Source organism: Roseovarius sp. (assembly GCF_965228755.1).
GTDB lineage: Bacteria > Pseudomonadota > Alphaproteobacteria > Rhodobacterales > Rhodobacteraceae > Roseovarius.
Window position 1 is genome coordinate 121,944 of sequence record NZ_CBDDIG010000003.1, and the last position, 23,447, is coordinate 145,390.

The 23,447-nt window shown below is 66.9% G+C and carries 23 protein-coding genes; 13 read left to right on the forward strand and 10 right to left on the reverse strand.

Going from position 1 to position 23,447, the window contains the following annotated elements:
• Positions 1–12 precede the first annotated feature (12 nt).
• The 5 genes from ACO07J_RS02150 to ACO07J_RS02170 form a co-directional block, all read right to left on the reverse strand.
• Complete coding sequence (locus tag ACO07J_RS02150) at positions 13–1,008, reverse strand: type I glyceraldehyde-3-phosphate dehydrogenase (protein ID WP_422025855.1); 996 nt, start codon at positions 1,006–1,008, stop codon at positions 13–15.
• 500 nt (positions 1,009–1,508) lie between these two features.
• A complete protein-coding gene (locus ACO07J_RS02155; RefSeq protein ID WP_422025857.1) occupies positions 1,509–2,327 on the reverse strand; it encodes a bifunctional allantoicase/(S)-ureidoglycine aminohydrolase in 819 nt (272 codons plus the stop codon).
• A 120-nt stretch (positions 2,328–2,447) separates the two neighbouring features.
• Complete coding sequence (locus tag ACO07J_RS02160; RefSeq protein ID WP_422025859.1) at positions 2,448–3,767, reverse strand: MATE family efflux transporter; 1,320 nt, start codon at positions 3,765–3,767, stop codon at positions 2,448–2,450.
• Entirely contained in the window at positions 3,760–4,269 is a 510-nt protein-coding gene (locus ACO07J_RS02165) for a PaaI family thioesterase (RefSeq protein WP_422025861.1), read from the reverse strand. Before ACO07J_RS02165 ends, ACO07J_RS02160 begins: the two co-directional genes overlap by 8 nt.
• On the reverse strand, positions 4,269–4,691 hold the full coding sequence (locus ACO07J_RS02170; RefSeq protein WP_350131455.1) for a PaaI family thioesterase: 423 nt from the start codon (positions 4,689–4,691) through the stop codon (positions 4,269–4,271). Before ACO07J_RS02170 ends, ACO07J_RS02165 begins: the two co-directional genes overlap by 1 nt.
• A 120-nt stretch (positions 4,692–4,811) precedes the next feature.
• Between ACO07J_RS02170 and ACO07J_RS02175 the strand changes: the two genes are divergently transcribed.
• Positions 4,812–5,183 carry a MerR family transcriptional regulator gene (locus tag ACO07J_RS02175; RefSeq protein WP_422025863.1) on the forward strand — a complete coding sequence of 124 codons (372 nt, stop codon included), beginning with the start codon at positions 4,812–4,814 and terminating at the stop codon, positions 5,181–5,183.
• Positions 5,184–5,512: 329 nt separating this feature from the next.
• Here the strand turns inward: ACO07J_RS02175 and ACO07J_RS02180 are convergent, their stop codons facing one another.
• Positions 5,513–6,292 (reverse strand): methyltransferase domain-containing protein, encoded by a 780-nt coding sequence (locus ACO07J_RS02180; RefSeq protein ID WP_422025865.1) that lies wholly within the window; start codon positions 6,290–6,292, stop codon positions 5,513–5,515.
• Positions 6,293–6,589: 297 nt separating this feature from the next.
• On the opposite strand from ACO07J_RS02180, the gene ACO07J_RS02185 reads away from it, so the two are divergent.
• From ACO07J_RS02185 to ACO07J_RS02225, 9 genes are all read left to right on the forward strand, one after another.
• Positions 6,590–6,991, forward strand: a complete 402-nt coding sequence (locus ACO07J_RS02185; RefSeq protein ID WP_422025867.1) for a MerR family transcriptional regulator — start codon at positions 6,590–6,592, stop codon at positions 6,989–6,991.
• Positions 6,992–7,042: 51 nt separating this feature from the next.
• Entirely contained in the window at positions 7,043–8,821 is a 1,779-nt protein-coding gene (locus ACO07J_RS02190) for an acyl-CoA dehydrogenase C-terminal domain-containing protein (RefSeq protein ID WP_422025869.1), read from the forward strand.
• A 52-nt stretch (positions 8,822–8,873) separates the two neighbouring features.
• Positions 8,874–9,086, forward strand: coding sequence for a hypothetical protein (locus tag ACO07J_RS02195; protein ID WP_300896330.1), 213 nt, complete (start codon positions 8,874–8,876; stop codon positions 9,084–9,086).
• Positions 9,083–9,631 (forward strand): hypothetical protein, encoded by a 549-nt coding sequence (locus tag ACO07J_RS02200; RefSeq protein ID WP_422025871.1) that lies wholly within the window; start codon positions 9,083–9,085, stop codon positions 9,629–9,631. Before ACO07J_RS02195 ends, ACO07J_RS02200 begins: the two co-directional genes overlap by 4 nt.
• A gap of 13 nt (positions 9,632–9,644) precedes the next feature.
• Complete coding sequence (locus ACO07J_RS02205; protein WP_422025893.1) at positions 9,645–10,805, forward strand: acyl-CoA dehydrogenase family protein; 1,161 nt, start codon at positions 9,645–9,647, stop codon at positions 10,803–10,805.
• Between the two features lie 147 nt (positions 10,806–10,952).
• The gene (locus ACO07J_RS02210) at positions 10,953–11,591 is read left to right on the forward strand and encodes a glutathione S-transferase family protein (protein WP_422025873.1); all 639 of its coding nucleotides are present in this window, start codon (positions 10,953–10,955) and stop codon (positions 11,589–11,591) included.
• A 13-nt stretch (positions 11,592–11,604) separates the two neighbouring features.
• On the forward strand, positions 11,605–12,816 hold the full coding sequence (locus tag ACO07J_RS02215) for an acetyl-CoA C-acetyltransferase (RefSeq protein ID WP_422025875.1): 1,212 nt from the start codon (positions 11,605–11,607) through the stop codon (positions 12,814–12,816).
• A complete protein-coding gene (locus ACO07J_RS02220; protein ID WP_422025877.1) occupies positions 12,816–13,289 on the forward strand; it encodes a cupin domain-containing protein in 474 nt (157 codons plus the stop codon). Before ACO07J_RS02215 ends, ACO07J_RS02220 begins: the two co-directional genes overlap by 1 nt.
• Entirely contained in the window at positions 13,286–15,484 is a 2,199-nt protein-coding gene (locus tag ACO07J_RS02225; RefSeq protein ID WP_422025879.1) for a 3-hydroxyacyl-CoA dehydrogenase NAD-binding domain-containing protein, read from the forward strand. Before ACO07J_RS02220 ends, ACO07J_RS02225 begins: the two co-directional genes overlap by 4 nt.
• Before the next feature lie 78 nt (positions 15,485–15,562).
• On the opposite strand, the gene ACO07J_RS02230 is transcribed toward ACO07J_RS02225, so the two are convergent.
• Positions 15,563–16,174 carry a Hint domain-containing protein gene (locus ACO07J_RS02230; RefSeq protein ID WP_422025881.1) on the reverse strand — a complete coding sequence of 204 codons (612 nt, stop codon included), beginning with the start codon at positions 16,172–16,174 and terminating at the stop codon, positions 15,563–15,565.
• Positions 16,175–16,346: 172 nt separating this feature from the next.
• Positions 16,347–16,994 carry a Type II secretory pathway, pullulanase PulA gene (locus ACO07J_RS02235; protein WP_422025883.1) on the reverse strand — a complete coding sequence of 216 codons (648 nt, stop codon included), beginning with the start codon at positions 16,992–16,994 and terminating at the stop codon, positions 16,347–16,349.
• A 310-nt stretch (positions 16,995–17,304) separates the two neighbouring features.
• Between ACO07J_RS02235 and ACO07J_RS02240 the strand changes: the two genes are divergently transcribed.
• The gene (locus tag ACO07J_RS02240; RefSeq protein WP_422025885.1) at positions 17,305–18,933 is read left to right on the forward strand and encodes an AMP-binding protein; all 1,629 of its coding nucleotides are present in this window, start codon (positions 17,305–17,307) and stop codon (positions 18,931–18,933) included.
• Between the two features lie 7 nt (positions 18,934–18,940).
• Here ACO07J_RS02240 and ACO07J_RS02245 read toward each other — a convergent pair whose 3' ends face one another.
• Positions 18,941–19,312 carry a hypothetical protein gene (locus ACO07J_RS02245; protein ID WP_422025887.1) on the reverse strand — a complete coding sequence of 124 codons (372 nt, stop codon included), beginning with the start codon at positions 19,310–19,312 and terminating at the stop codon, positions 18,941–18,943.
• 163 nt (positions 19,313–19,475) lie between these two features.
• Here ACO07J_RS02245 and ACO07J_RS02250 point away from each other — a divergent pair, with 163 nt between their 5' ends.
• Complete coding sequence (locus ACO07J_RS02250; RefSeq protein ID WP_422025889.1) at positions 19,476–20,345, forward strand: helix-turn-helix domain-containing protein; 870 nt, start codon at positions 19,476–19,478, stop codon at positions 20,343–20,345.
• Positions 20,346–20,866: 521 nt separating this feature from the next.
• Positions 20,867–21,892, forward strand: coding sequence for a hypothetical protein (locus ACO07J_RS02255; protein WP_422025890.1), 1,026 nt, complete (start codon positions 20,867–20,869; stop codon positions 21,890–21,892).
• 556 nt (positions 21,893–22,448) lie between these two features.
• On the opposite strand, the gene ACO07J_RS02260 is transcribed toward ACO07J_RS02255, so the two are convergent.
• Positions 22,449–23,447: SPOR domain-containing protein (locus ACO07J_RS02260; RefSeq protein WP_422025892.1), on the reverse strand; the 999-nt coding region annotated here is incomplete at its 5' end.

Genomic DNA, 23,447 nt, shown 5'->3' on the forward strand with positions numbered 1-23,447 from the left:
GGGCTGGCCCCCCTAGCGACGCGCGATCAGCCGCGCCATGTCCAGCATGCGGCAGGAAAACCCCCACTCGTTGTCATACCAGCCGAACACCCGCAGCAGCCCGCCCCGCGAGACCGAGGTCTCCGGCCCCACCATCACGATCGATTCCGGCCGCCCGCGCAGGTCGGCACTCACCAGCGGCTTCTCGGTCCAGCCGAAGACAGGCGAGCCCTCGGCTGCCGCGCGCAGCACCGCGTTCACCGCCCCTTCCGTCACCGTCTCGCGCAGCTGCACCGTCAGGTCGATGCACGACACGCTCGCCGTCGGCACCCGGATCGCCCGCGCCTCGATCCGCCCCGCCATGTGCGGCAGGACAAGCCCGGTCTGGTGCTGTGCGCTGGTGGTCGTCGGCACCATCGACAGCGCCGCCGCCCGGCTGCGTTCCGGCGCGCTGCGGGGCTTGTCGACCGTCGGCTGGCTGCCGGTATAGCAATGCACCGTGGTCATCTGTCCGCTTTCCACCCCGAACGCCTCGTCCAGCACCCGCACCAGCGGCGCCAGCGCGTTGGTCGTACACGACGCGTTCGAGATGATACGCTCACCGCCCAGCTTGCCCTCGTTGGCCCCCATCACCAGCGTCACGTCCGCCTCGGCAGAGGGCCCCGAGACCAGCACCGCCTTCGCCCCGGCCGCCAGCCCGCGCTCGGCCACCGCCCGCTTGCCGCCCATGCCGGTGCATTCCAGCACCAAATCGACGCCCGACAGATCCAGCGCGCTCAGGTCCGGCGCCGCGTGAAACGGGATCGTCCGGCCATCCACCACCAGCGCCCCCTCCTCCGTCGCCACCTCGCCCGGCCACGGGCCATAGACGCTGTCGTACTCGAACAGGTAGGCGCAGGTCTCCAGCGGCTCGATATCGTTGATCAGCACCAGCTCCACGTCCGGCGCCTCGCGCAGTAGGATACGCAACAGCGTCCGGCCGATCCGGCCAAACCCGTTCAGGGCGATGCGAATGGGGGTGTCGGTCATGGGGGCGTCTCCGGCAAAAGCGACTCTTTCGCCGGACTGTCCGCCTGCCGCGCCGGATTTGCCAGCCCCTGACACGAAATTTGATCAAACCCGCGCAACGCGGCGCGGCTTCAGGAAATTTTAGGAGACGCGCGGCAGGTTCGCCCTGCACCGGCATCGCCCCATGACGCGCCTGGCCCGGGGTGAAGTTAACCTTGGAAACGCACCCGGCTTTACTAAATCTTAAGAAATTGGCAGAATACTGGGACTGTTCTAAATGGGATTTCAGTGCTTCACCGGAATCAGCCCCGCGTAGTGTCAGCTACGCGGGGCTTACTTTGCCCAGAACCCTAAAGCCCTGTCCAAAGCTGCATGATGGCCACGATCAACGTCGCGATCGCCACGGCCAGCATGACTGCTCTAAATGGTCTTTCATTCAGCGTGCTCACCTCCTTCCGCCGCGAAGTGTCACGGCGAAAGGCAGCATCGGGCGATCCGATAAAGTTCGAGTTAACTCCGCCTCACAGCCCCATATGCCGGTTCACATCCTTGTAGAGCAGGTAGCGGAACTTCCCCGGCCCGCCCGCGTAACAGGCCTGCGGGCAAAAGGCGCGCAGCCACATGTAATCGCCCGCCTCCACCTCGACCCAGTCGGTGTTGAGCTTGTAGGCCGCCTTCCCCTCCAGCACGTAGAGCCCATGCTCCATTACATGCGTCTCCATGAAGGGGATCACCGCGCCCGGCTCCAGCGTCACGATCGTCACGTGCATGTCGTGGCGCATATCCTCCGGATCGACAAACCGCGTCGTGGCCCAGCGCCCCTCCGTATCCGGCATCGGGTGCGGCGCCAGCGTGGCCTCGTCGGCAAAGACCGGCTCGGGCCAGCCCAGCCCCTCGACCGGCTCATAGGCCTTGCGGATCCAGTGGAACACCGCCAGCCCCTCGCCCTCGTTCCTGAGCTGCCAGTCACAGGCCGCGGGCAGGTACGCATACCCCCCCTCGCCCATCCGGTGCTCTTCCCCGCCGACCGTCACCACCACCGCGCCGGAGGTCACGAACAACACCCCCTCGGCCTCCTCGTTGCTCTCGGGCCGCTCCGAGCCGCCGCCGGGCGCAACCTCCATGATGTAGTGGGAGAACGTCTCGGCAAACCCCGACAGCGGCCTTGCCAGAACCCACAGCCGCGTCCGCTCCCAATGCGGCAGGCGCGAGGTCACGATGTCCCGCATCGTCCCCCGCGGCAACACGGCGTAGGCTTCGGTGAACACGGCCCGGTCGGTCAGCAGGCCGGTCTGCGGCGGCAATCCGCCCTCGGGAGAATAGTAGCTACGGTCGGTCATGGGGCGGCTTTCCATCAGGTTCGGGATCACCCCCAAGCAAAGCCCCGCCGCGGCCCCAAGGCAACGCATAAACCGCCCCCGCCCGGCTGAAGGACAATCAGCTTTTGCCTGAAGATCACCTCAGCCCCGCGCCGCCGCCTCCAGCGCCGGATAGCGCAGCCCGAGCGTCACGCCACGGGCCACGAAGCTGATCAGAAGCGCCACCCACAACCCGTGATTGCCCAGCCACGGCACCAGCAGCACCACCGCCACGCCATAGACCAGCAGGCTCACCGCCATCATGTTGCGCATGTCCCCGGCCCGCGTCGCGCCGACGAAAATGCCGTCCAGCATGTAGGCCGCCACCCCCAGCACCGGCGCCACCACCATGTAGACAAGGTACTCGCGCCCCGCCGCCTGCACCTCGGGCGCCTTGGCCATCAGGTCGATGATCATCCCCCCGAACGCCCAGAACGCCAGCGCCAGCGCGACCGAGATGATCACCCCCCACAGGCTCGTCACCAGCGCCCCGCGGCGGAGCATCGCCCCGTCGCGCCGCCCCACCGCCTGCCCCACCATGGTCTCGACGGCAAAGGCCAGCCCGTCCAGCGCGTTCGACACGATATGCAGGAACTGCAACAGCACCTGGTTCGCGGCCAGCGTCACGTCGCCGAAATCCGCGCCCAGGAACAGGAACGACACGAACACCGTCTCCAGCATCAGCGAGCGCAGCAGGATATCGCGGTTCACGCCCGCCATCCGTTTCAGTTGAACCCGGTCGAAGACCCTTGGCCAGTCGCGCCACGCCGGCACGCGGAACGCCGCGCGGCAGAACCACAGGCCCAGCGCCAGCCCCGACCACTCGGCGATGAAAGTGGCCCAGGCCACGCCCGTCACCCCAAGGTCGAACCCCAGCACGAACCACAGATCCAGCACGATGTTCAGGCCGTTCATCGCCACCTGGATGGCCAGCACCGCCCCCGTCCGCTCCTGCGCGATAAGCCAGCCGGTCACGCCATACATCGCGATCAGCGCCGGCCCGCTCCACACGCGTATCGCCATGTACTCCCGCGCCAGCCCTTCCACCTCGTCACTGGCGGGCGAGACGCGGAAGGCCAAGTCAAAAACCGGCCCCTGAAACAGGATGAACAGCACGCCCCCCATCAGCCCGATCATCAGCGACCGGGTCAGCAGCGCGGCCACCTCCCCCGCCTGCCCCGCGCCCAAAGCCTGGCTGGTCAGGCCCGTCGTGCCCATCCGCAAAAAGCCGAACAGCCAGTAGACGGCGGTCAGGATCACCGCCCCGATCCCCACCGCCCCGATCGGCGCGGCCAGCCCCATCTGCCCCACCACGCCGGTATCCACCGCGCCCAGGATGGGCACGGTGGCATTGGAGATCACGATCGGAAGCGCGATCCGCAGGACACGGCCATGCGTGACCGCCCGCGGCCCCTCAGCCATCCCCGCGCGGCATCAGGAAATGGCCCGTCGCCTGGGCGAAGGGGCGGGCGCGGTTGTCCTGCCACGCCTCCACATGCACCGAGGCATAACGCCGGCCCGAGCGGTTGACCCGGGCCCGCGCATAGGCGTCCCGCGGCAGGCCCGAGCGCAGGTAATCCACCGTGAAACTGATCGTCTTGGGCAGGCTCGGCAGATCGCCCCCCACCAGCTTCTCGGGGTCCAGCCGCCCGCTCTCGATCTCCTCCCACAGCATCGCCCAGCTCAGCCCGATGATCGACGACACCTCGAGGAAGGCGGCCGTCGCCCCGCCATGGATCGCCGGCAGCGCCGGGTTGCCGATCAGCGTCTCCTTGAACGGCATGATCGCGGTCAGCTCGTCGCCCCGGCGGTCGAACTCGATCCCGAGGAAGCGGATATAGGGCACCCCGTCGACCAGCGCGTGAAGCGCGGCGTCGCGGCGCTGCTTGATCACCTGTACCGGTTCTGGCTTCTCGCGCGCCATCAGGTCTTCCCCGTCGTGAAAGTGCCGGTCGCGGTGGCGACGGGCCGGTCGGCATCGTCATCCATCGCCCGCGCCCGCACGAAGGCCACGGTGCGGGTCACGTGGAAACATTCCGCCTCGGCGCGGATCCGCTGGCCGGGCGTGGCGGGGCGCATGTAGTCGATGCGCAGGTCGATCGTCGCGGTGGTCCCGCCGCAATCCGGATGGCTCAGCGCCGCCGCCCCGCAGCAGGTATCCATCAGCGCCGATACCGCGCCGCCATGGATCACCCCGGTCCGGGGGTCGCCCACGAAACGGTCGTCATACGGCATCTCGATCGCGGCGAACCCCTCGTCGATCCGGGTCACCGTCATGCCCAGCGCTTCCGAATGCGGGATGGCCTTGATGAACTGCTCGGCGATTTTCGTCTTGTCGACGCCCATGCGCCTCCCCTTCTGTCCGGTGGCGCGCCCTTTATGAGCCGGAACCGCCCCGGCCCGCAAGACCGGCAGTTGCCCTGCCGGTCGCATGGTTCTAGTTTCAACCCAGGGAGTATTCGAGCGATGCCGGAAAGCCGTCTGACCTTCAAGGAAATGTGCGCGAAATTCGACGTGACCCCGCGCACCCTGCGTTATTACGAGTATATCGAGCTTCTCAGCCCCGAACGCGATGGCCGCGCGCGCTATTACGGCCCGCGCGAGGTGGCCCGCCTGACCCTCATCCTGCGCGGCCGCCGCTGGGGCTTCGCGCTCGAGGAGATCCGCCAGTGGCTGGAAATCTACGAGGAGGAAGGCACCGAGGCCCAGATGCGCAACTGGGTCAAGCTGGCCGACCAGAAACTCACCGAGCTCGACCACCAGCGCGCCCAGCTCGAAGAGGCCATGACGGAGCTGCGCAACACCCGCGACGAGGTGGCGAAGAACTTCACGTCGTGACGGTCACGTCCCGGCCTCCGCGCCGGGACCTCGCTACGAGAAGAGGCCCCGGGTCATGCCCGGGGCGGGAAAACCACTCCCGCGATTTGGGTAAAAGCCACGTCATGCACAGGTGACCCGCCGGGCGAGCGCCGGCCCGTGGGGAGGCGCTGCAACGGTCCTGGCTCACACTTTATCGCGCCGAACACATCCTACCTAACAACGTCACGCTACCCCCGCCAAAGCGCCTGCCCGCCGGGACGGGCCGGCGCTCGCCCGGCGGCCTTCGGCCTTTATTCCGGGCGCGTGCCACACCGCGAGGGTCGCAACACCACACCCCACGCCTAACATCACCCCGGCTTCTTCCCCCGGATGTGATGCGGACAATGCTCGCCCTTCTCCAGCACCCGCAGCATCTTCGTCCAGGTCTCCACCTGGTGGCCGATGAACTCCTTGCCGTGCCGCTCCTCCAGCCCCGGCCGCTTCTCCCCGGTCAGCCACGCCAGCTCCTCCGCCGCCACCTCCGCATACCACGGGTTCCGGTTGACCAGTTCCACCTCCTCGAACCCGGCCTCCCGCATCGCCGTCTCGTAGGTCGCGGGCGAGGCCATGGCGAAATCGAGGTCCTCCGACTTGATATACTCCACCATCTCCGGCGACGGATCGTCATCATGCCCGATCAGCCAGTCCGACGCCGCGAACATGCCGCCCGGCTTCAGGATCCGGAACGCCTCCTTCGCCATCGCCGCCTTGTCGGGAATGTGGATGATCGAATCCTTGGAAAACACCACGTCGAAGCTCTCGTCGGGAAACGGGAACGGCCCCGGCTCGACCTTCTCCACCACGATCCGCTCCGACAGCCCGGCCGCCTCGGCCCGCCGCCGTGCCGCGCCACAGACCGGCTCCTCCACGTCGATGCCGGTGACATGATCGGCGCCCAGGTCATGGGCGATCAGCACCGCGCAGGCCCCCGAGCCACAGCCGATATCCAGCACCCGCTTGCCGGCGATGTCGACCCCGTGCAGCACCCGCCGCACCTCCTCGGGCCCGCCGGGCGACAGGAACCCCTCGCCCCAGAGCTCCTCGAGAAACTTGATGGTCTGGTCGTCATACAGGTCGTCGTCGGTCATCCCGGGCCTCGCCTTCTGCTGAACATTTCCGCCAGTCTTAAGGCTATCGCGCCTTCATACAAGCCCGACTCGGCCCCCTCCGCCGCGCCCTCAAACCGGCAAAATCCTGCCAAACCAGCAGATTCTTGCCGCCCCGAAAGCTCAGAAAATATCCCGAAAACCCTGTTTCCCTTGCGTGATCTTACGTCATTTCAAAGTGACGCAACGTAGTAGTTACGTCAACATGGAACCCTGTTGTAACCACGGGGGCGGATGCGCAGGTAAGTACAAGTTGACGTAATGATAACGAGCGAACCCATGACCGATGAAACGATGAGCATTCGCGAGATGTGCGACGCCTTCGAGGTGACGCCGCGCACCCTGCGTTTCTACGAATCCAAGGAGCTGCTGTTCCCCCGCCGCGTGGGCCAGAAGCGCCTTTTCACCAAGCGCGACCGTGCGCGCCTCAAGCTGATCCTGCGCGGCAAGCGCTTCGGTTTCAGCCTCGAGGAAATCCGCCAGCTGCTCGACCTCTACGACAAGGGCGACCAGCAGCTGACCCAGCTGACCGAGACCTACAACCTCGCCGAGAAACGCCTCGCCGAGCTGGTCAAGCAGCGCGACGAGCTGAACGCCGCGATCGAGGAACTGCGCGGGCAGATGAAGTGGGGCGAGAAGATGATCGCCTCGATCCGCCAGCAGAAGAACGCCGCCGAGTAACCCGGCCCCAAGCCGGACCGGCCCCCGAGGGACAAAGGGAGAGAGACCTGAATGCCGACCTACACGCCCCCTACCAAGGACATGCAGTTCATCCTGCATGACATGCTGAACGTTTCGGCCTCCGGCACGCCCGGCTATGCCGAGCTCGATGCCGACTTCACCGGCGCGGTGCTGGAAGAGGCGGGCAAGATCGCCCGCGACCTGCTGACGCCGCTGAACGTGGTGGGCGATACCGAGGGCTGCAAGCTCGAGAACGGCGTGGTGCGCACGCCCACGGGCTTCAAGGCCGCCTTCGACGAGGTGCGCGCCGGCGGCTGGACGGCACTCGACCTGCCCGAGCAATATGGCGGGCAGAACATGCCCTACATCCTCGGCACCGCTGTGGGCGAGATGTTCTCCTCGGCCAACCAGGCCTTCACCATGTACCAGGGCCTCACCCACGGCGCCACCTCGGCGATCCTCGCCCACGGCACCGACCAGCAGAAAGAGACCTACCTGCCCAAGATGGCCTCCTGCGACTGGACCGGCACCATGAACCTGACCGAGCCGCATTGCGGCACCGATCTGGGCCTCATGCGCACCAAGGCCGAACCGCAGGACGATGGCAGCTACAGGATCACCGGCCAGAAGATCTTCATCTCGTCGGGCGAACACGACATGGCCGACAACATCATCCACCTCGTGCTGGCCAAGATCCCCGGCGGCCCCGAGGGCATCAAGGGCGTCTCGCTCTTCATCGTGCCCAAGTTCCTGGTCAAGGAAGACGGCTCGCTCGGCGAACGCAACGGCGTCTCGTGCGGCAAGATCGAGGAGAAGATGGGCATCCACGGCAACTCGACCTGCGTCATGAACTACGACGCGGCGACGGGTTACCTCTTGGGCGAAGAGCACAAGGGCATGCGCGCCATGTTCACCATGATGAACGAGGCCCGGCTCGGCGTCGGCATGCAGGGCCTGGCGCAAGCCGAAGTCGCCTACCAGAACGCGCTCGAATACGCCAAGGACCGCCTCCAGGGCCGCGACGTGACCGGCGTCAAGAACCCCGACGGCCCGGCCGACCCGCTGATCGTGCACCCGGACATCCGCCGCGCGCTCCTCGACCAGAAAAGCTTCGTCGAGGGCGCCCGCGCCTTCCTCCTCTGGGGCGCCGAGATGATCGACCGCTCGCACCGCGCGGGCGATGCCGATGCCGAGGGGCTGATCTCGCTCCTGACCCCGGTCATCAAGGGCTTCATGACCGATGAAGGCTTCGACATGACCATCCTCGCCCAGCAGGTCTATGGCGGCCACGGCTATATCGAGGAATGGGGCATGTCCCAGTTCGCCCGCGACGCCCGGATCGCCATGATCTACGAAGGCGCCAACGGGGTGCAGGCGCTCGACCTCGTCGGCCGCAAGCTCGCCGCCGACAGCGGCAAGCACGTGATGGCTTTCTTCGAGATGGTAAAGACCTTCATCAAGGAGAACGAGGGCAACGAGGCGCTCAAGAAGGATTTCCTCGACCCGCTCAAGGAATCCTCCAAGCACCTGCAATCCGCGGGCATGTTCTTCATGCAGAACGGCATGAAAAACCCCAACGCGGCACTGGCGGGTTCCTATGACTTCATGCATCTTTTCGGCCATGTCTGCTTCGGCCTGATGTGGGCGAAGATGGCCAGGGTCTCGCACGCGGCGCTGGACAACGGCACCTCGGACGAGGCCTTCTACAAGGCCAAGCTCAAGACGGGGCGCTATTACATGTCCCGCCGCCTGCCGGCGACCGCGATGCACCTCAAGCGCATCGAAAGCGGGGCAGACCCGGTGATGGAGCTGGAGGCCGAGCTGTTTTGATCGGGGGGTGGGGTCACACCCACCCTGCGGGACGATTTCGAGGGGAGGAAAGATGCCGAAACGATTCCGTCTGACGCGCCGCTTCAACGCCGCGATGACCGAAGACGCCTACAGGCGCCTGAAGAAATTCGCGCAGGAAGCCGGGCTCGACGAGGGCGAGGCGCTTTCCTTCCTCTTCGAAAACTTCGACAGCGTGATCAACGAGGACACGTTCAGCCACCGCCTGCGGCTCTTCAATTCCGAACTCGAGGCGCGCAAACGATGACCTTTCGCGTCCCCCGAACCCTCGCCGCCTGCCTCCTCCTGCTGGCCGCCCCGGCCCTGGCCCGCGACCTCACGCCGGACGAACAGGCAAGCCTGCAGGCGCGCATAGACAGCTTCGAACAGGCCTTCGAGCAGGGCGACATCGACGCGGTCTTCACCGTGATCCCCCCGGGCATCCTCGCGACCACGTCGGAGACCTACGACATCACCGAGGCACAGGTTCTGACGGCGATGAAGCAGGCGCTTGCCGGGATGATGGAAACAGCCTCGATCGAGGAGTACAGGATCGATCTTGCCTCGGCGACGGTCAGGGAAACCTCCGCGGGGCGCGTCTACGTGCTGATCCCGACCACCGCCTATGTCCGCCGCGACGGGCAGGACGAGGCCCGGCGCTCCGACACCGTGACGCTGGCCTTCCAGGACGGCGACGCCTGGTACCTCGTCCGCATCGACGATGCCCAACAGGTCGGCGTTCTCGAAACCGCCTATCCGGATTTCGAGGGCGTCGATTTTTCCGAAACCCGCGCAACGCAAGGGAGCGAGTGATCCGATGAAAGACATGCACCAGACCCGCTCCGCATGGATGACCGACGAGCACCAGATGCTCTCGGAAATGACGGCCAAGTTCATCGCCGACGAATGGCGCCCGCATTTCGACCGCTGGCGCAAGGCCGGCATCATGGACCGCGACACCTGGACCCAGGCTGGCGAACTCGGCCTCCTCTGCCCCTCCATCCCCGAGGAATACGGCGGGGCGGGCGGCGATTTCGGCCACGAGGCGGTGATCTGCATCGAGCAGTCCCGCGCCAACTTGGCCAGCTGGGGCAACCCGATCCATTCCGGCATCGTGGCGCATTACATCCTCGCCTACGGCTCCGAGGAGCAGAAGAAACGCTGGCTCCCGAAGATGGTCTCGGGCGAAATGGTGGGCGCGCTGGCGATGACCGAACCGGCCGCGGGCTCCGACCTGCAAGGCATGAAGACCAAGGCGGTGCGCGACGGCAACGCCTACCGCGTCTCGGGCCAGAAGACCTTCATCACCAACGGCCAGCACGCCGACCTGATCCTCGTCGCCGCCAAGACCGACCCCTCGCAGGGAGCGAAAGGCATCTCCCTCGTCGCCATCGAAACCGAGGGCGCCGAGGGATTTACCCGCGGCCGAAACCTCGAGAAATCGGGCCTCCACGCCGGCGACACCTCCGAGCTCTTCTTCGACGACGTGGCCGTGCCGCCCGAGAACATCCTCGGCGGCGAGGAAGGCCGCGGCTTCATCCAGATGATGCAGCAACTCCCCCAGGAACGCCTGATCATCGCCTGCGGCGCACAGGGCGCACTCGAAGGCGGCGTCGAGCGTACCATCGCCTATGCCAACGAACGCCAGGCCTTCGGCGGCCCGATCATGCAGTTCCAGAACACCCGTTTCAAACTGGCCGAATGCCTGACCAAGACTAAGGTCGCCCGCGCCTTCCTCGACGAATGCATCGCCGACCACCTGCGCGGGGAACTCTCCGTAGAAAAGGCCGCCATGGCGAAATACTGGATCTCCGACACCCAGTTCGAGGTGCTCGACGAATGCGTCCAGCTTCACGGCGGCTATGGCTACATGGCCGAGTACGACATCGCCGAAATGTGGGCCGACGCCCGCGTCCAGCGCATCTACGGCGGCACCAACGAAATCATGAAGGAGCTGATTTCCCGCTCATTCACCGCCAAGCCCTGACCCGCCGCACCCGGCCGCCCGGGCAGGAGCCTCCGGCGGGGATATTTTCGCCAAGAAGAAATCGAAGCGCCACGCCCCGGCTTCTTCTTGGCCAAAATATCCAAATCCCACACTCACCACACGCGCAACGCACGGGAGGTACGCGCCATGACCATGAAACTCTACTGCTTCGGCGAAAGCGGCAACGCCTACAAGGCGGCGCTGGCGCTGGAACTCTCCGGTCTCGACTGGGAACCGGTCAAGGTCGACTTCTTCGGCGGCGAAACCCGCTCCGACACCTACCGCGCCGAGATCAACCCCATGGGCGAGGCGCCGGTGCTGGTCGATGGCGATTTCCGCACCTCGCAATCGGGCGTGATCCAGCAATACATCACCGACAAGACCGGCAAGTTCGGCGGCAAGGACGACGCCGAGCGCTACGAAGTGCTGCGCTGGGTCTTCTGGGACAATCACAAGATGTCGAGCCAGGCCGGCATGACCCGCTTCCTGATGAACTTCCTGCCCGAGGACAAGCGCCCGGCCGAGGTCATCCCCTTCATGCAGGGCCGCCTCAAGGCCGCCTATGCCGTCCTCAACGCCCATCTCCAAGAGCGCGACTGGATCGTGGGCGACGGGATCACCAATGCCGACATCTCCTGCTGCGGCTACCTCTTCTACCCCGAGCCCTTCGGCTTCGACCGCAAGGACTGGCCCGAGATCGACCGGTGGCTCTCGAATATCGAGAACACGCCGGGTTGGAAACACCCCTATGACCTGATGCCCGGCAGCCCTGCCGACCGGGCCTGAGAAAGGAGACGTCATGTCTGACGCATATATCTACGACGCGGTGCGCACCCCCCGTGGCAAGGGCCGCAAGGACGGCGCCCTGCACGAGGTGACCGCCCTGCGCCTCTCCGCCCAGGTGCTGAACGCGCTGAAAGACCGCAACGGGCTCGACGGGTGCGCCGTCGAGGACGTGATCTGGGGCAACGTCACCCAGGTGATGGAACAGGGCGGCTGCCTTGCGCGCACCGCCGTGCTGGCCTCCGAGCTTGACGAGGGCATCCCGGGCCTTGCCATCAACCGGTTCTGCGCCTCCGGGCTCGAGGCCGTGAACCTCGCCGCCAACCAGATCCGGGGCGGCGCGGGCGAGGGCTATATCGCCGGCGGCGTGGAAATGATGGGCCGCGTGGCCATGGGCTCCGACGGGGCCGCCGTGGCCGTCGATCCGACCGTGGCGATGGAGAACTACTTCGTCCCGCAAGGCATCTCCGCCGACATCATCGCCACCGAATACGGCTTCTCCCGCGACGACGCCGACGCCTTCGCCGTCGAGTCCCAGAAACGCGCCGCCAGGGCATGGGAGGACAAGCGCTTCGCCAAATCCATCATCGAGGTGAAGGACCAGAACGGCCTGACCATCCTCGACCACGACGAATACATGCGCCCCGGCACCGACATGCAGTCGCTGGGCGCCCTGAAGGCGTCGTTCAAGGAAATGGGCGAGGTGATGCCCGGCTTCGACGCGGTGGCGAAACTCAAGTACCCCCACCTGGAGAAGATCGAGCACATCCACCACGCCGGCAACTCCTCCGGCATCGTCGACGGCTCGGCCGGCCTTCTCATCGGCTCGAAGGAATTCGGCGAGAAATACGGCCTCAAGCCCCGCGCCCGCATCCGCCAGACCACCAAGATCGGCACCGACCCGACGATCATGCTGACCGGCCCCGTCCCGGCCACGCAGAAGGCGCTCAAGGACAGCGGCATGGAACTCAACGACATCGACCTCTTCGAGGTGAACGAGGCGTTCTCCTCCGTCGTGCTCCGCTTCATGCAGGCCTTCGACGTCGACCACGCGAAGGTCAACGTCAACGGCGGCGCCATCGCCATGGGCCACCCGCTGGGCGCCACCGGCGCGATGATCCTCGGCACGCTGCTGGACGAGCTGGAACGCTCGGACAAGGAAACCGGGCTTGCCACCCTTTGCGTCGCCTCCGGCATGGGCGCGGCCACCATCATCGAGCGCGTGTGATGCCGAAGATCGACCTCTCCGCGCTCGCGCCCATCTCCCGCTCGAGCTACCCGGCACCGCATGATGCCGAGGTGGCGGGCCGCTCGTACCTGCGCGCGGGCCACGCAGGCGGGCTCACGCAGTTCGGCGCGAACATCGTCATCCTCGCCCCCGGCGCGAAATCCTCGCTCCGCCACTGGCACGAGCAGCAGGACGAGTTCGTCATGGTGATCTCGGGCCGCTGCACCCTGATCGACGACGCGGGCCGCCACCCGATGCAGCCCGGCGACTGCGCCGCCTTCCCGGCGGGCGACGGCAACGGTCACCACCTCGTCAACGACACGGACGAGGAGGCCCGCTTCCTCGTCATCGGCACCCACACCCCGACCGAGATCGCCTGGTACAGCGATCTCGACCTCAAAGCGACCCTGACCGCGGAAGACACCACCTTCACGCGCAAGGACGGAACCCCTTACACGGGAGATAGCAAATGACTGATTTCACGATGGAAAAAGGCGCCGATGGCGTCGCCGTCATCACCTGGGACACGCCCAACAAGTCCATGAACGTGATGAACATGGAGGCCTGGCCGATGCTCGACGGGCTGATCGACGACGCGCTCAGCGACGACGCGGTCAAGGGCATCGTCATCACCTCCGGCAAGGAGGGCTCCTTCGCCGGGGGCATGGACCTGAACGTCATCTCCAAGATGAAGGACATGGCGGGCGACGACCCGGCCAGGGGCCTTTTCGACGGGCTGATGAACATGCATTCCATCCTGCGCAAGATCGAACGCGGCGGGATGGACGACAAGAACAAGGGCGGCAAGCCCATCGCCGCCGCGCTCCCCGGCACGGCGCTCGGCATCGGCCTCGAAATCCCGCTCGCCTGCCACCGCATCTTTGCCGCCGACAACCCCAAGGCCAAGATCGGCCTGCCGGAAATCATGGTCGGCATCTTCCCCGGCGCGGGCGGCACCACCCGCCTTGTCCGCAAGCTGGGCGCCATGGCGGCCTCGCCGCTCTTGCTGCAGGGCAAGCTGAACGAGCCGAAGAAAGCCAAGAGCGCCGGCGTGGTCGACGAGGTCGTGCCCGCCGACGAGCTGCTTACCAAGGCCAAGGAATGGGTTCTGAGTGAGCCGTCCATCGTCAAACCGTGGGACGAGAAGGGCTACAAGATGCCCGGCGGCGCCCCCTACCACCCGGCTGGCTTCATGACCTTCGTCGGCGCCTCGGCCATGGTGAACAAGGAAACCCAAGGGGCCTTCCCCGCCGCCAAGGCCCTCCTCTCCGCCGTCTACGAGGGCGCGCTCGTCCCCTTCGACACCGCGCTGAAGATCGAGGCGCGCTGGTTCACCAACGTCCTGATGAACCCCTCCTCCTCGGCCATGATCCGGTCGCTCTTCATCAACAAGGAAGCGCTGGAGAAGGGCGCGAACCGCCCCGACGTGCCCGACCAGAAGGTCAGGAAGGTGGGCGTGCTCGGCGCCGGCATGATGGGCGCAGGCATCTCCCTCGTCTCGGCCATGGCCGGCATGCAGGTCGTGCTGATCGACCAGAAGCAGGAGGCCGCCGACAAGGGCAAATCTTATACCGCCGACTACATGGACAAGGGCATCAAGCGCGGCAAGGCCACCGAGGAGAAGAAACAGGCCGCCCTCGACCTGATCACCGCCACCACCGATTACGCGGCCCTCGACGGCTGCGACCTGATCATCGAGGCGGTGTTCGAAGACCCCAAGGTCAAGGCCGAGGTCACCAAGCAGGCGCTCGCCCATGTGGGCGACGACTGCATCTTCGCCACCAATACCTCGACCCTGCCGATCACCGAGCTTGCCAAGGCCTCCGACACCCCCGATCAGTTCATCGGCATCCACTTCTTCTCGCCCGTCGAGAAGATGATGCTGGTGGAAATCATCAAGGGCAAGGAAACGGGCCCCCGCGCCGTGGCCAAGGCGCTCGACTATGTCCGCCAGATCAGGAAAACCCCGATCGTGGTGAACGACGCGCGCTTCTTCTACTGCAACCGCTGCATCATCCCCTACATCAACGAGGGGATCCGCATGGTGGCCGAGGGCATCGCCCCCGCGCTCATCGACAACGCGGCGCGTCAGCTCGGCTTCCCCGTGGGGCCGCTGCAACTGGTTGACGAAACCTCCATCGATCTAGGTGCCAAGATCGCCCGCGCGACCAAGGCGGCCATGGGCGACGACTACCCCGACGAGGCCGTCGACGAGGTGATCTTCTGGATGGAAGGCGAAGGGCGCCTGGGCCGCAAGGCGAATGCCGGCTTCTTCGACTACGACGAGAAGGGCAAGCGGCAGGGCTACTGGACGGGCCTGGAAGACAAGTACCCCCGCGCCGCGGACCAGCCCGACCTGATCGAGGTGCAGCATCGCCTGATGTTCGCCCAGGTGCTCGAAGCCGTCCGCGCGCTGGAGGAAGGCGTGCTCGAGGACATCCGCGAAGGCGATGTCGGCGCCATTCTGGCCTGGGGCTTCGCGCCGTGGTCGGGCGGGCCGTTCTCGTGGCTCGACATCATCGGGGCTCCTTATGCCGCCGAGCGCTGCGACCAGCTGACCGAGAAATTCGGCCCCCGCTTCACCACGCCGGACCTCCTGCGCGAGCTGGCCGAGAAGAATCAGGGCTTCTACGCCCGCTTCGGCACCGAGGCCGACCAGGCCGCCTGATCCTTCAGGCGCCCCGCTGAAAACGAAAAACCGCGCAAGGCCTTCCCCTTGCGCGGTTTCTCTTGCCCGGCCCGGTCGTCAGGCCGGCAGGCCCGCCCTGTAATCCTCGTCCGCGATCCTCCCGGCCAGAAAGCGCGCCTCGTCCAGCGGCAGGATCGCATAGAGCGGATCCTGCGGCGCCTCCCACGCCGCCGCGACCATGTCGCGCGAGGACGGGCACAGGAACAGCAAGCCGTCCCGTGCGAACACCACCTGCTCGGTCGCGAAATGCAGGCGGACGACCTCGAAGCCATCCTGCGGGGGCACCCGGCGGCTCCCGGTCAGCGCGTCCATCGCCTCGGCGGGCAAAAGCGAGAACGGATCGCCGTAAAGGTCCTCGGCGGTGTCGCTCTCCACCATGATCGTCTGTTGCGGCATCAGGTGCATGACCTCCCGGTTGCCCAGCACCCCCTCCGGCACCTCGATCGGCCAGAAGGCCGGCGGACAGGCGCCCGGCTCCGGAAAGCCGTGCCGCGTCACCCGCGTCACCCTCTGCAACCCGGCATCGAAGGTCAGCACCCGGTCGCCCGCGCTCACCCGCTCCACCGGCTGCCAGCCCCGTTCCGTCGCCACCCGCGTGCCCGACACGAGGCCCGAAATCACCGGCCCGTCAGGGCTCTCGGGATCGACCGCTGGGAATGACTCGAACATCTCGTTGTCCAATGCTGTCGCCGGAGGCACCCGGCCGCGTCACCGGCGTTGATCATCCGGCCACACCTGCGGCGCTCGTTTGCCGGAAAGGTGGCGGAAATGCGGCACTGTTTCATGGGGCGAAACACGTTGCCCCCAGACCCCGCACTATGCACTCAAACGAAACGCCCTCTCACGAAAAAACGTACCCGAACCGCGCGATATCCTCGCCGCACAACTCCCCAACCAGCGCCGAATCGGCCTCCGAGTAATAGTCCCGATACGCCGCCCCCCGCTCCGAGGCGTTGACACGCGGCAGCTCCAGCCGAAACCCGAGATGATCCCACAACGCCTCCGCATCCTCCGCAAAGGCTTCCAACCGGATGAACAGGTCGCACCGCTCCCGCCCGTCCGGCCCGGTGACATAGCTGCCATATGGATGCGCCCCGAGGCTCTCCCGCGTCTGCCGATGGTTCAGGAATTCGCTGAACCCCACCGCCTTCGCCAGCCTCACTGCCGGATGATCGAACCCCTGCGCCCTCAGCCAGTGATAGTAGCTCACCACCCTGTCCCAGGGGTTCCGCACCATCGTGACGACAAAGGCCCCCTCGATAAATGCCCGGCTCACCAGCCCGTCGATATCCCGCAAGGTCGAGTGCTTCCACAGCCGCCCGGCCGAGGCCACGCCCTTCACCCGCCCCCGCCGCTTCCTTGCCTTCGGCGTATCCCCGATCAACAGGTCATCCTTCATCGCCCGCCCCTCCAGCGCCAGCGCCAGCGAGGTGCCCCCGGTCTTGGGGATATGGACGAAGATGTAATTGCGCCCGGGCGAGATGATCATGGGCGGGATGCTACGAGGGAGAGGCCGAAAGAGAAACCTCTCAATCGAGACACCCGCCCGGAGTCAAGCCGCGCCAAAGCGCGGCGCCGGGCGAGCGACTGCCCGTCCCCACGGGCGGGCGCTTCTGCAACCTGCTCATACAGAGCGACCGTCGGATGTAAGCCGCACCATAAATCAACCAACACCCCGTCGGCGCGCCCACCCGCGGTCGGGCACTGCCCGGCCCCCTCCCCAAACCAAACCCTTTGCTTTGCCGCCCCAAATGCGCAATATCCCTGGTCTGACACCCACCGCGAAGGAGGAGCGCACCATGGGCTGGATGAAGGACGAAACCGGACTGGAAAAGAACGCGGCCAATTTCGTGCCGCTCACGCCCCTGTCCCACCTCCGCCGCGCTGCCCGCCTCTTCCCCGATGACGAGGCGCTCGTCTACAAGAGTTTCCGCAAGACCTATGCCGAGTATCACGAGCGCTGCACCCGCCTCGCCTCCGGCCTGACAAAACTGGGCGTCGAACCGGGCGACGTGGTGGCCACCCTCCTGCCCAACATCCCCGCCCATGCCGAGGCGCATTTCGGCGTGCCCGCCTGCGGCGCCGTGCTCAACGCCATCAACACCCGGCTCGAATCCGACACCATCTCCTACATCCTCGACCACGGCGAGGCGAAGGTGGCGCTCATCGACAGCGCCCTCCTCCCCGTCACGCTCGAGGCCATCGGCAAGATGGAGGGCCCCGCCCCCAAGATCATCGAGGTCCCCGACCCCATCGCCGGCATCCCCGCCAGCGGCGACCACCTGACCTATGACGACCTCCTCGCCACCGGCGACCCGGATTTCGACTGGATCATGCCGCAGGACGAATGGGAAAGCCTCGCGCTCAACTACACCTCCGGCACCACCGGCCGACCCAAGGGCGTGGTCTACCACCACCGCGGTGCGTACCTCATGACCATGGGCACCACCGTCAGCTGGCCCATCCCCCGCGGCGCGAAATACCTCACCATCGTGCCGCTCTTCCACTGCAACAACTGGAACCACACATGGGCCGTGCCCATGGTCGGCGGCACCGTGATCTGCTGCCGCGACATCACAGCAAAAAACATCTACGACGCCATCGCCGACGAAGGGGTCACCCATTTCGGCGCCGCGCCCATCGTGCTCAACACCATCGTCAATTCCAAGCCCGCCGACCGGCGCGCGTTCGACCACATCGTCGAGGTCTTCACCGCCGGCGCCCCGCCCCCCGCCGCCACGCTGGCTGCGATCGAGCCGCTGGGCTTCAACGTCACGCAGGTCTACGGCCTCACCGAAACCTACGGCCACGTCACCGAATGCGTCTGGCAGACCCGCTGGAACGACGAAGCCGACGACGAACGCTACGCCATCAAGGCCCGCACCGGCGTGCTCATGCCGATGATGGAGGATATCACCTCGATGGATGCCGAAACCATGACCCAGATCCCGATGGACGGCACGGCCCAGGGCGAGATCATGATCCGCGGCAACTCGGTCATGAAAGGCTACCTCAAGAACCCCGAGGCCACCGCCGAGTCCTTCCGCGGCGGCTATTTCCACTCCGGCGACATCGCCCTCCAGCACCCCGACGGCTACCTCCGCATCGCCGACCGCGCCAAGGACATCATCATCTCCGGCGGCGAGAACATCAGCTCGATCGAGGTCGAGGGCGTGCTGATGCGCCACCCGGCTGTCCTGCTCTGCGCCGTGGTCGCCAAGCCCGACGAGAAATGGGGCGAGGTCCCCTGCGCCTTCGTCGAGGTCAAGGAAGACGCCACCGTCACCGAGGACGACCTCATCGCCTTCGCCCGCGAACGCCTCGCCGGCTTCAAGACACCCAAGAAGGTGGTCTTCCGCGAACTCCCCAAGACTTCCACCGGCAAGATCCAGAAATTCGAGCTGCGCCAGGCCCTGAAGGAGAGCTGAGCGCCCCTCACTCCGCCGGGTACACCAGGCACGGGTCGAGGATCACCTGCCGCGCGCCCACCCGGTTATACCCGCCGGCAAAGCGCACCGTCCCGCTGCCCGCCTCCTTCGGGTAGTAGGTCACGCACATCACCTGCACCTCCTCGGGCGCGCACATGATCAGGTAGGCCAGCGCCCCGTCCCAGTGGCTCTCGACAATCTCCCCGTCGATCACCATGGTGACACGCGCCTCCGTCTCCGGCGCCCGCTCGATCCAGCCGGGCAGGCTGGCACAGCTCGCCGGCCGCCCGAACCCCTCGCCGGGGCGGAACGGGCCCTCCTCCTCGTAAACCGGCTCTCCCGCCGCGGCCACGGCCCAAGTGCCCACCGCCAGCGCCATGCCAGCCATCCCGATCCTCACCATATCCTGCCTGCCTCTCCATTGACCCGCGCCTGTCCCGGGCGATTCCACGCCACCCTAGGCCGCCCCGCGCCCTCCGGTCTTCCAGCATCCGCCGGCCTCTATTACGATCCGCCGCACCCCCGGCCCCAAGGAGACGCGCGTGCCCGCCCCGGCCTATTCCGACCATGCCGATTTCTACCGGCGCGGGCCCTATGCCCGCTACCTCACCGGCCGCAAGACCGTGGGCTCCCGTCCCTTCGCCATGTTCGCGGCCGAACAACCCGCCGGCGCCTACCCCGATCCGCCGATGCCCGGCCTGCTGCTCTACCTCGCCCTGCAAGGCGCGAAAGAGGCGCGGTTCGACTGGGGCGCCGGGCGCTGGCACGGCACGTGGCGGCGTCACGACCTGACCCTCGTGCCCGCCAACGCCGCCTCCGACGTATCGCTCTCCGACCGCCACGGCTTTCTCGGCCTCTGCCTGCCCGTCTCGCTCTTCACCGAAAGCGCCGAAACACTCGGCCCGCTCCACGCGGCCCCCTTCCGCGACCCGCTCACCGCCGAGCTCGTCACCGCCCTCTGGCGCGACAGCGACCCCGGCGGGGCGGCCTGCGCGCTCTTCGCCGACAGCGCGCTCGCCTGTCTCACCGACCGCCTGCGCCATCTCGCGGGCTCTCCCCCTGCCCGGCCCGAGGCGCCACCCCTCTCCCCCCGCCTGCTGGCCCGGATCGACGACCATATCCGCGCCCGCCTCGACCAGCCGATCACCGTGGCCGAGCTCGCCCGCCTCGCCGGTCACAGCCCCTCGCATTTCTCGACCCTCTTCCGGCGCGCCACCGGCGTCTCGCCCTACACCCGCGTCCTCGCCCTGCGTGTCGAACACGCCGCCGGGCTGATCGCCACCTGTCCCGACATGCCCCTCGCCGAGATCGCGCTTGCCAGCGGCTTTTCCAGCCAGTCGCACCTGACCTCGGCCTTCCGTCGCCACACCGGCACCACCCCGGCCGCCCGCCGCGCCGCCTGCCGACCCTGACCCCGCCCCGGGCCTGACCCGGGGCCTCTCCACCACCCGAGGTCCCGGCTCAAGGCCGGGACGCGCCCCCCAATCCTCACCCGCCCCGGGCCCGACCCGGGGCCTCTCCGCCACCCGAGGTCCCGGCTCAAGGCCGGGACGCGACCCCCAATCCTCCCCCGCCCCGGGCTCGACCCGGGGCCTCTCCGCCACCCGAGGTCCCGGCTCAAGGCCGGGACGCGACCCCCAATCCTCCCCCGCCCCGGGCCTGACCCGGGGCCTCACGCGGCCACCAAACCCCCGTTGCGCCCAACACAACATCTCGCGTGTTGCGCCCGGAACGCCGCATCAACCAACCGCCTTACAGCCCCGGAAACCGACGCGATACCGACGAAATACCGACGTGATACCGACGTCGGCCCCCTTTCAAATCCTCGCCGTTAACCATCGAATCACCAAAACCCTTGATGTCACCCGGCAATTGCCGCCTGCCACCACCCCGTGCTAAGGTTTCCGAAAAGGCAGAGCAGGCCCATAAAGCCATGACGGCACTGAAAGAATACCAGCGGCTGGAAGCCTCGGGCCTGTGGCGCCCCACCCCGGATGCCCAGCGCACCGAGGTGATCGTCTCGATCGGCGACGCCACCCTGATCATCAGCGACATGCAGGAACGCGCGCTCACCCACTGGTCCCTCGCCGCCGTGGCCCGCGCCAACCCCGGCAAGCGGCCCGCCATCTACCACCCCGACGGCGACCCGGGCGAGACGCTCGAACTGGCCGACGACGAGAAGGACATGATCGCCGCCATCGAGAAGCTCTGCGCCGCGATAGACCGCCGCCGCCCCCATCCCGGCCGGCTGCGCCTCGTCATCCTGCTGGCCGTGCTGGTCATCGTCACCGCCGGCGCCGTGATCTGGTTGCCACAGGCCGTGCGCCGCCACGCCGTCACCGTCGTCCCGCAGGTCAAGCGGGCCGAGATCGGCGCCGCCCTCTTCCGCCATATCCAGCAGGAAACCGGCCCGCCCTGCACCACGCCCGAGGGGCGCGCGGCCCTTGATAAACTGGCCCAGCGCGTGCCCGGCCCCGATGGCCCCGGCTATCTCGAGGTCATGCGCGAGGGGATCGACGGCACCATCCACCTGCCCGGCTCGACCATCCTGATCGGCCGCGGGCTGGTGGAACAGTATGACGAGCCCGACGTGGTGGCGGGCTACCTCGTGGCCGAACGGCTCCGGGCCCAGGTGCAGGACCCGCTGGCGCAGCTGCTCGAGGCCAGCTCGGTCTGGGCCAGCTTCCGGCTGCTCACCACCGGCGATATCGACGACGGCACGCTCGACGCCTATGCCGACACGCTGCTCGACAGCCCCGGCGTGACGCTCGACACCCAGACGCTTCTTTCGGGCTTCGAGGCCTGGTCGGTCCGGGCCGCGCCCTACGCCTATGCGCTGGACGATACCGGCGAAACCACCCTCGGCCTGATCGAGGCCGACCCCTTCGCCGACGGCGCCCCGCCCGCCCTGCTCAGCGATTCCGACTGGCTCCGCCTGCAGGCGATCTGTGGCGGCTAGTCGGATCCGGCCGCGGTATCCGCGCGGCAGGAAACCCGCCGCCAAAGCCCCCAGCCCTTTGCATCCCGTGGTGCAAACGAACGTTCATTAAGCCCGAAGCAAAGTGTCCGGTCAGAGCCCTTTGTCGCCATCGTAGTATCGGTTAAAAATCTGCTTTATGACACGTCGCGCTATTTCCTGCACTTACATGGCCTCGCTAATCGTCATGGTTGTTGTCGGATTCGGATACGACAGCTTTTCGCCGGGCTTGGCCGGGCGAAGTTCGAACGGGCCGTTTTTTTGCAAGCAGTTGATGAGTTCCGGTTCGGACGATGATGCGCTCCTGATGGCATTCGTCCTGTTCATGGTGCCCCTCACAATTCGGACCTTGAGAGCCCGGTGTCGCATCGCGATCTTCGAAATGGCCGTGTTCAGCCTATGCCCCGTCGAGCCAACCTTCGGGACAGTAGGATGCCGAACACGAAACGCAAAGGGGTGGTGCAAGCTCTCATACTCTAGACAAAATAAGGCGGCCCCGTTTCCGGCGCCGCCTCTCCTTGTCTCCGAACCGTGGTCCCTACCGCCGCAGGCTCGCCTGCGCAAAGCCCATCCCGCGCACCCGGGCCAGTCCGCGGTCCAGCGCGCCTTGCGTCTCGAACGGCCCGGCCATCACCAGCGTATAGGTCTTGCCCTTGTGGGTCACCTTCCCCATCCGCGCGGGCATGCCGGAATTGGCCAGCTTCTGCGCCGTCCGCTTGGCGTGGGCCGGGTCGCTGAAATGGCCCAGTTCCACGTAACGATGGCTCGCCGCCCGGGTCTCGACCTTGGGCGTCGCGGCCATCGTGGCGGCCGGCTTCGGCGCAGCCTTCGCCTGCGGCGCGGCCTGCTGGGCGAAACTCATCGCCACCGGATAGGCAACCGTCGACCGTGTCACCACGTCCGCCTCGGTCACCACCGGGCCCACCGCCGGCTCCTTCAGCCGCCGCGGCGTGGTTTTGGTCCACCGCTGCTCCATCTGCGCCTTGCCGGCAAAGGTCTGGTGCGCCCGGCGGGTGTTCAGCCGGTCATCCTCCCACACCGCGACATAGCCCTCGGGCACGTAGACCCCCTCGGTGCTGGCCTTCTGGTTGGCATAGACATGCTTCGGCGCAACCATCGTCGTGGCGGTGACATATCCCGGCGCGGCATGGCTGCCGGTGCGATAGGCCGCCACGCTGCCCGTCGGTGAACCGGGGTTATAGATCGTCGCGTTGGGCCCGGCCGTCTCCCGCTCGGTCACGTGCGGCGCGCTCTGCGGGCCGCAGCGGATCGCGTAGCGGTTGGTCGAGTTGATGTAGTGCTGCGATTGCGGGCTCAGGCTTGCGCAATCCGCCGCCACCACCCGGCGCGGCTTGGATGCGGGCGCTGCCGCGACGACCGGCGCCTTCGCCGGCTTTGGCGCAACCGGCTTCGGCGGCGGGGCCGAGCGGTAGACCGTGGTGGTGGTCGTCGCGGGCGCCGTCACCGGCTTGCGCGCCACGGCGGTCGTCGCCGGGGCCGGCGCCGGCTGCGTCGCCGGGCCGGTGGCCCGCGGCGC

Coding starts and splice junctions, on each gene's coding strand:
- ACO07J_RS02150 (WP_422025855.1), bottom strand. CDS start 1,008: ATGACCGACACCCCCATTCGCATCGCCCTGAACGGGTTTGGCCGGATC.
- ACO07J_RS02155 (WP_422025857.1), bottom strand. CDS start 2,327: ATGACCGACCGTAGCTACTATTCTCCCGAGGGCGGATTGCCGCCGCAG.
- ACO07J_RS02160 (WP_422025859.1), bottom strand. CDS start 3,767: ATGGCTGAGGGGCCGCGGGCGGTCACGCATGGCCGTGTCCTGCGGATC.
- ACO07J_RS02165 (WP_422025861.1), bottom strand. CDS start 4,269: ATGGCGCGCGAGAAGCCAGAACCGGTACAGGTGATCAAGCAGCGCCGC.
- ACO07J_RS02170 (WP_350131455.1), bottom strand. CDS start 4,691: ATGGGCGTCGACAAGACGAAAATCGCCGAGCAGTTCATCAAGGCCATC.
- ACO07J_RS02175 (WP_422025863.1), top strand. CDS start 4,812: ATGCCGGAAAGCCGTCTGACCTTCAAGGAAATGTGCGCGAAATTCGAC.
- ACO07J_RS02180 (WP_422025865.1), bottom strand. CDS start 6,292: ATGACCGACGACGACCTGTATGACGACCAGACCATCAAGTTTCTCGAG.
- ACO07J_RS02185 (WP_422025867.1), top strand. CDS start 6,590: ATGACCGATGAAACGATGAGCATTCGCGAGATGTGCGACGCCTTCGAG.
- ACO07J_RS02190 (WP_422025869.1), top strand. CDS start 7,043: ATGCCGACCTACACGCCCCCTACCAAGGACATGCAGTTCATCCTGCAT.
- ACO07J_RS02195 (WP_300896330.1), top strand. CDS start 8,874: ATGCCGAAACGATTCCGTCTGACGCGCCGCTTCAACGCCGCGATGACC.
- ACO07J_RS02200 (WP_422025871.1), top strand. CDS start 9,083: ATGACCTTTCGCGTCCCCCGAACCCTCGCCGCCTGCCTCCTCCTGCTG.
- ACO07J_RS02205 (WP_422025893.1), top strand. CDS start 9,645: ATGCACCAGACCCGCTCCGCATGGATGACCGACGAGCACCAGATGCTC.
- ACO07J_RS02210 (WP_422025873.1), top strand. CDS start 10,953: ATGACCATGAAACTCTACTGCTTCGGCGAAAGCGGCAACGCCTACAAG.
- ACO07J_RS02215 (WP_422025875.1), top strand. CDS start 11,605: ATGTCTGACGCATATATCTACGACGCGGTGCGCACCCCCCGTGGCAAG.
- ACO07J_RS02220 (WP_422025877.1), top strand. CDS start 12,816: ATGCCGAAGATCGACCTCTCCGCGCTCGCGCCCATCTCCCGCTCGAGC.
- ACO07J_RS02225 (WP_422025879.1), top strand. CDS start 13,286: ATGACTGATTTCACGATGGAAAAAGGCGCCGATGGCGTCGCCGTCATC.
- ACO07J_RS02230 (WP_422025881.1), bottom strand. CDS start 16,174: ATGTTCGAGTCATTCCCAGCGGTCGATCCCGAGAGCCCTGACGGGCCG.
- ACO07J_RS02235 (WP_422025883.1), bottom strand. CDS start 16,994: ATGATCATCTCGCCCGGGCGCAATTACATCTTCGTCCATATCCCCAAG.
- ACO07J_RS02240 (WP_422025885.1), top strand. CDS start 17,305: ATGGGCTGGATGAAGGACGAAACCGGACTGGAAAAGAACGCGGCCAAT.
- ACO07J_RS02245 (WP_422025887.1), bottom strand. CDS start 19,312: ATGGCGCTGGCGGTGGGCACTTGGGCCGTGGCCGCGGCGGGAGAGCCG.
- ACO07J_RS02255 (WP_422025890.1), top strand. CDS start 20,867: ATGACGGCACTGAAAGAATACCAGCGGCTGGAAGCCTCGGGCCTGTGG.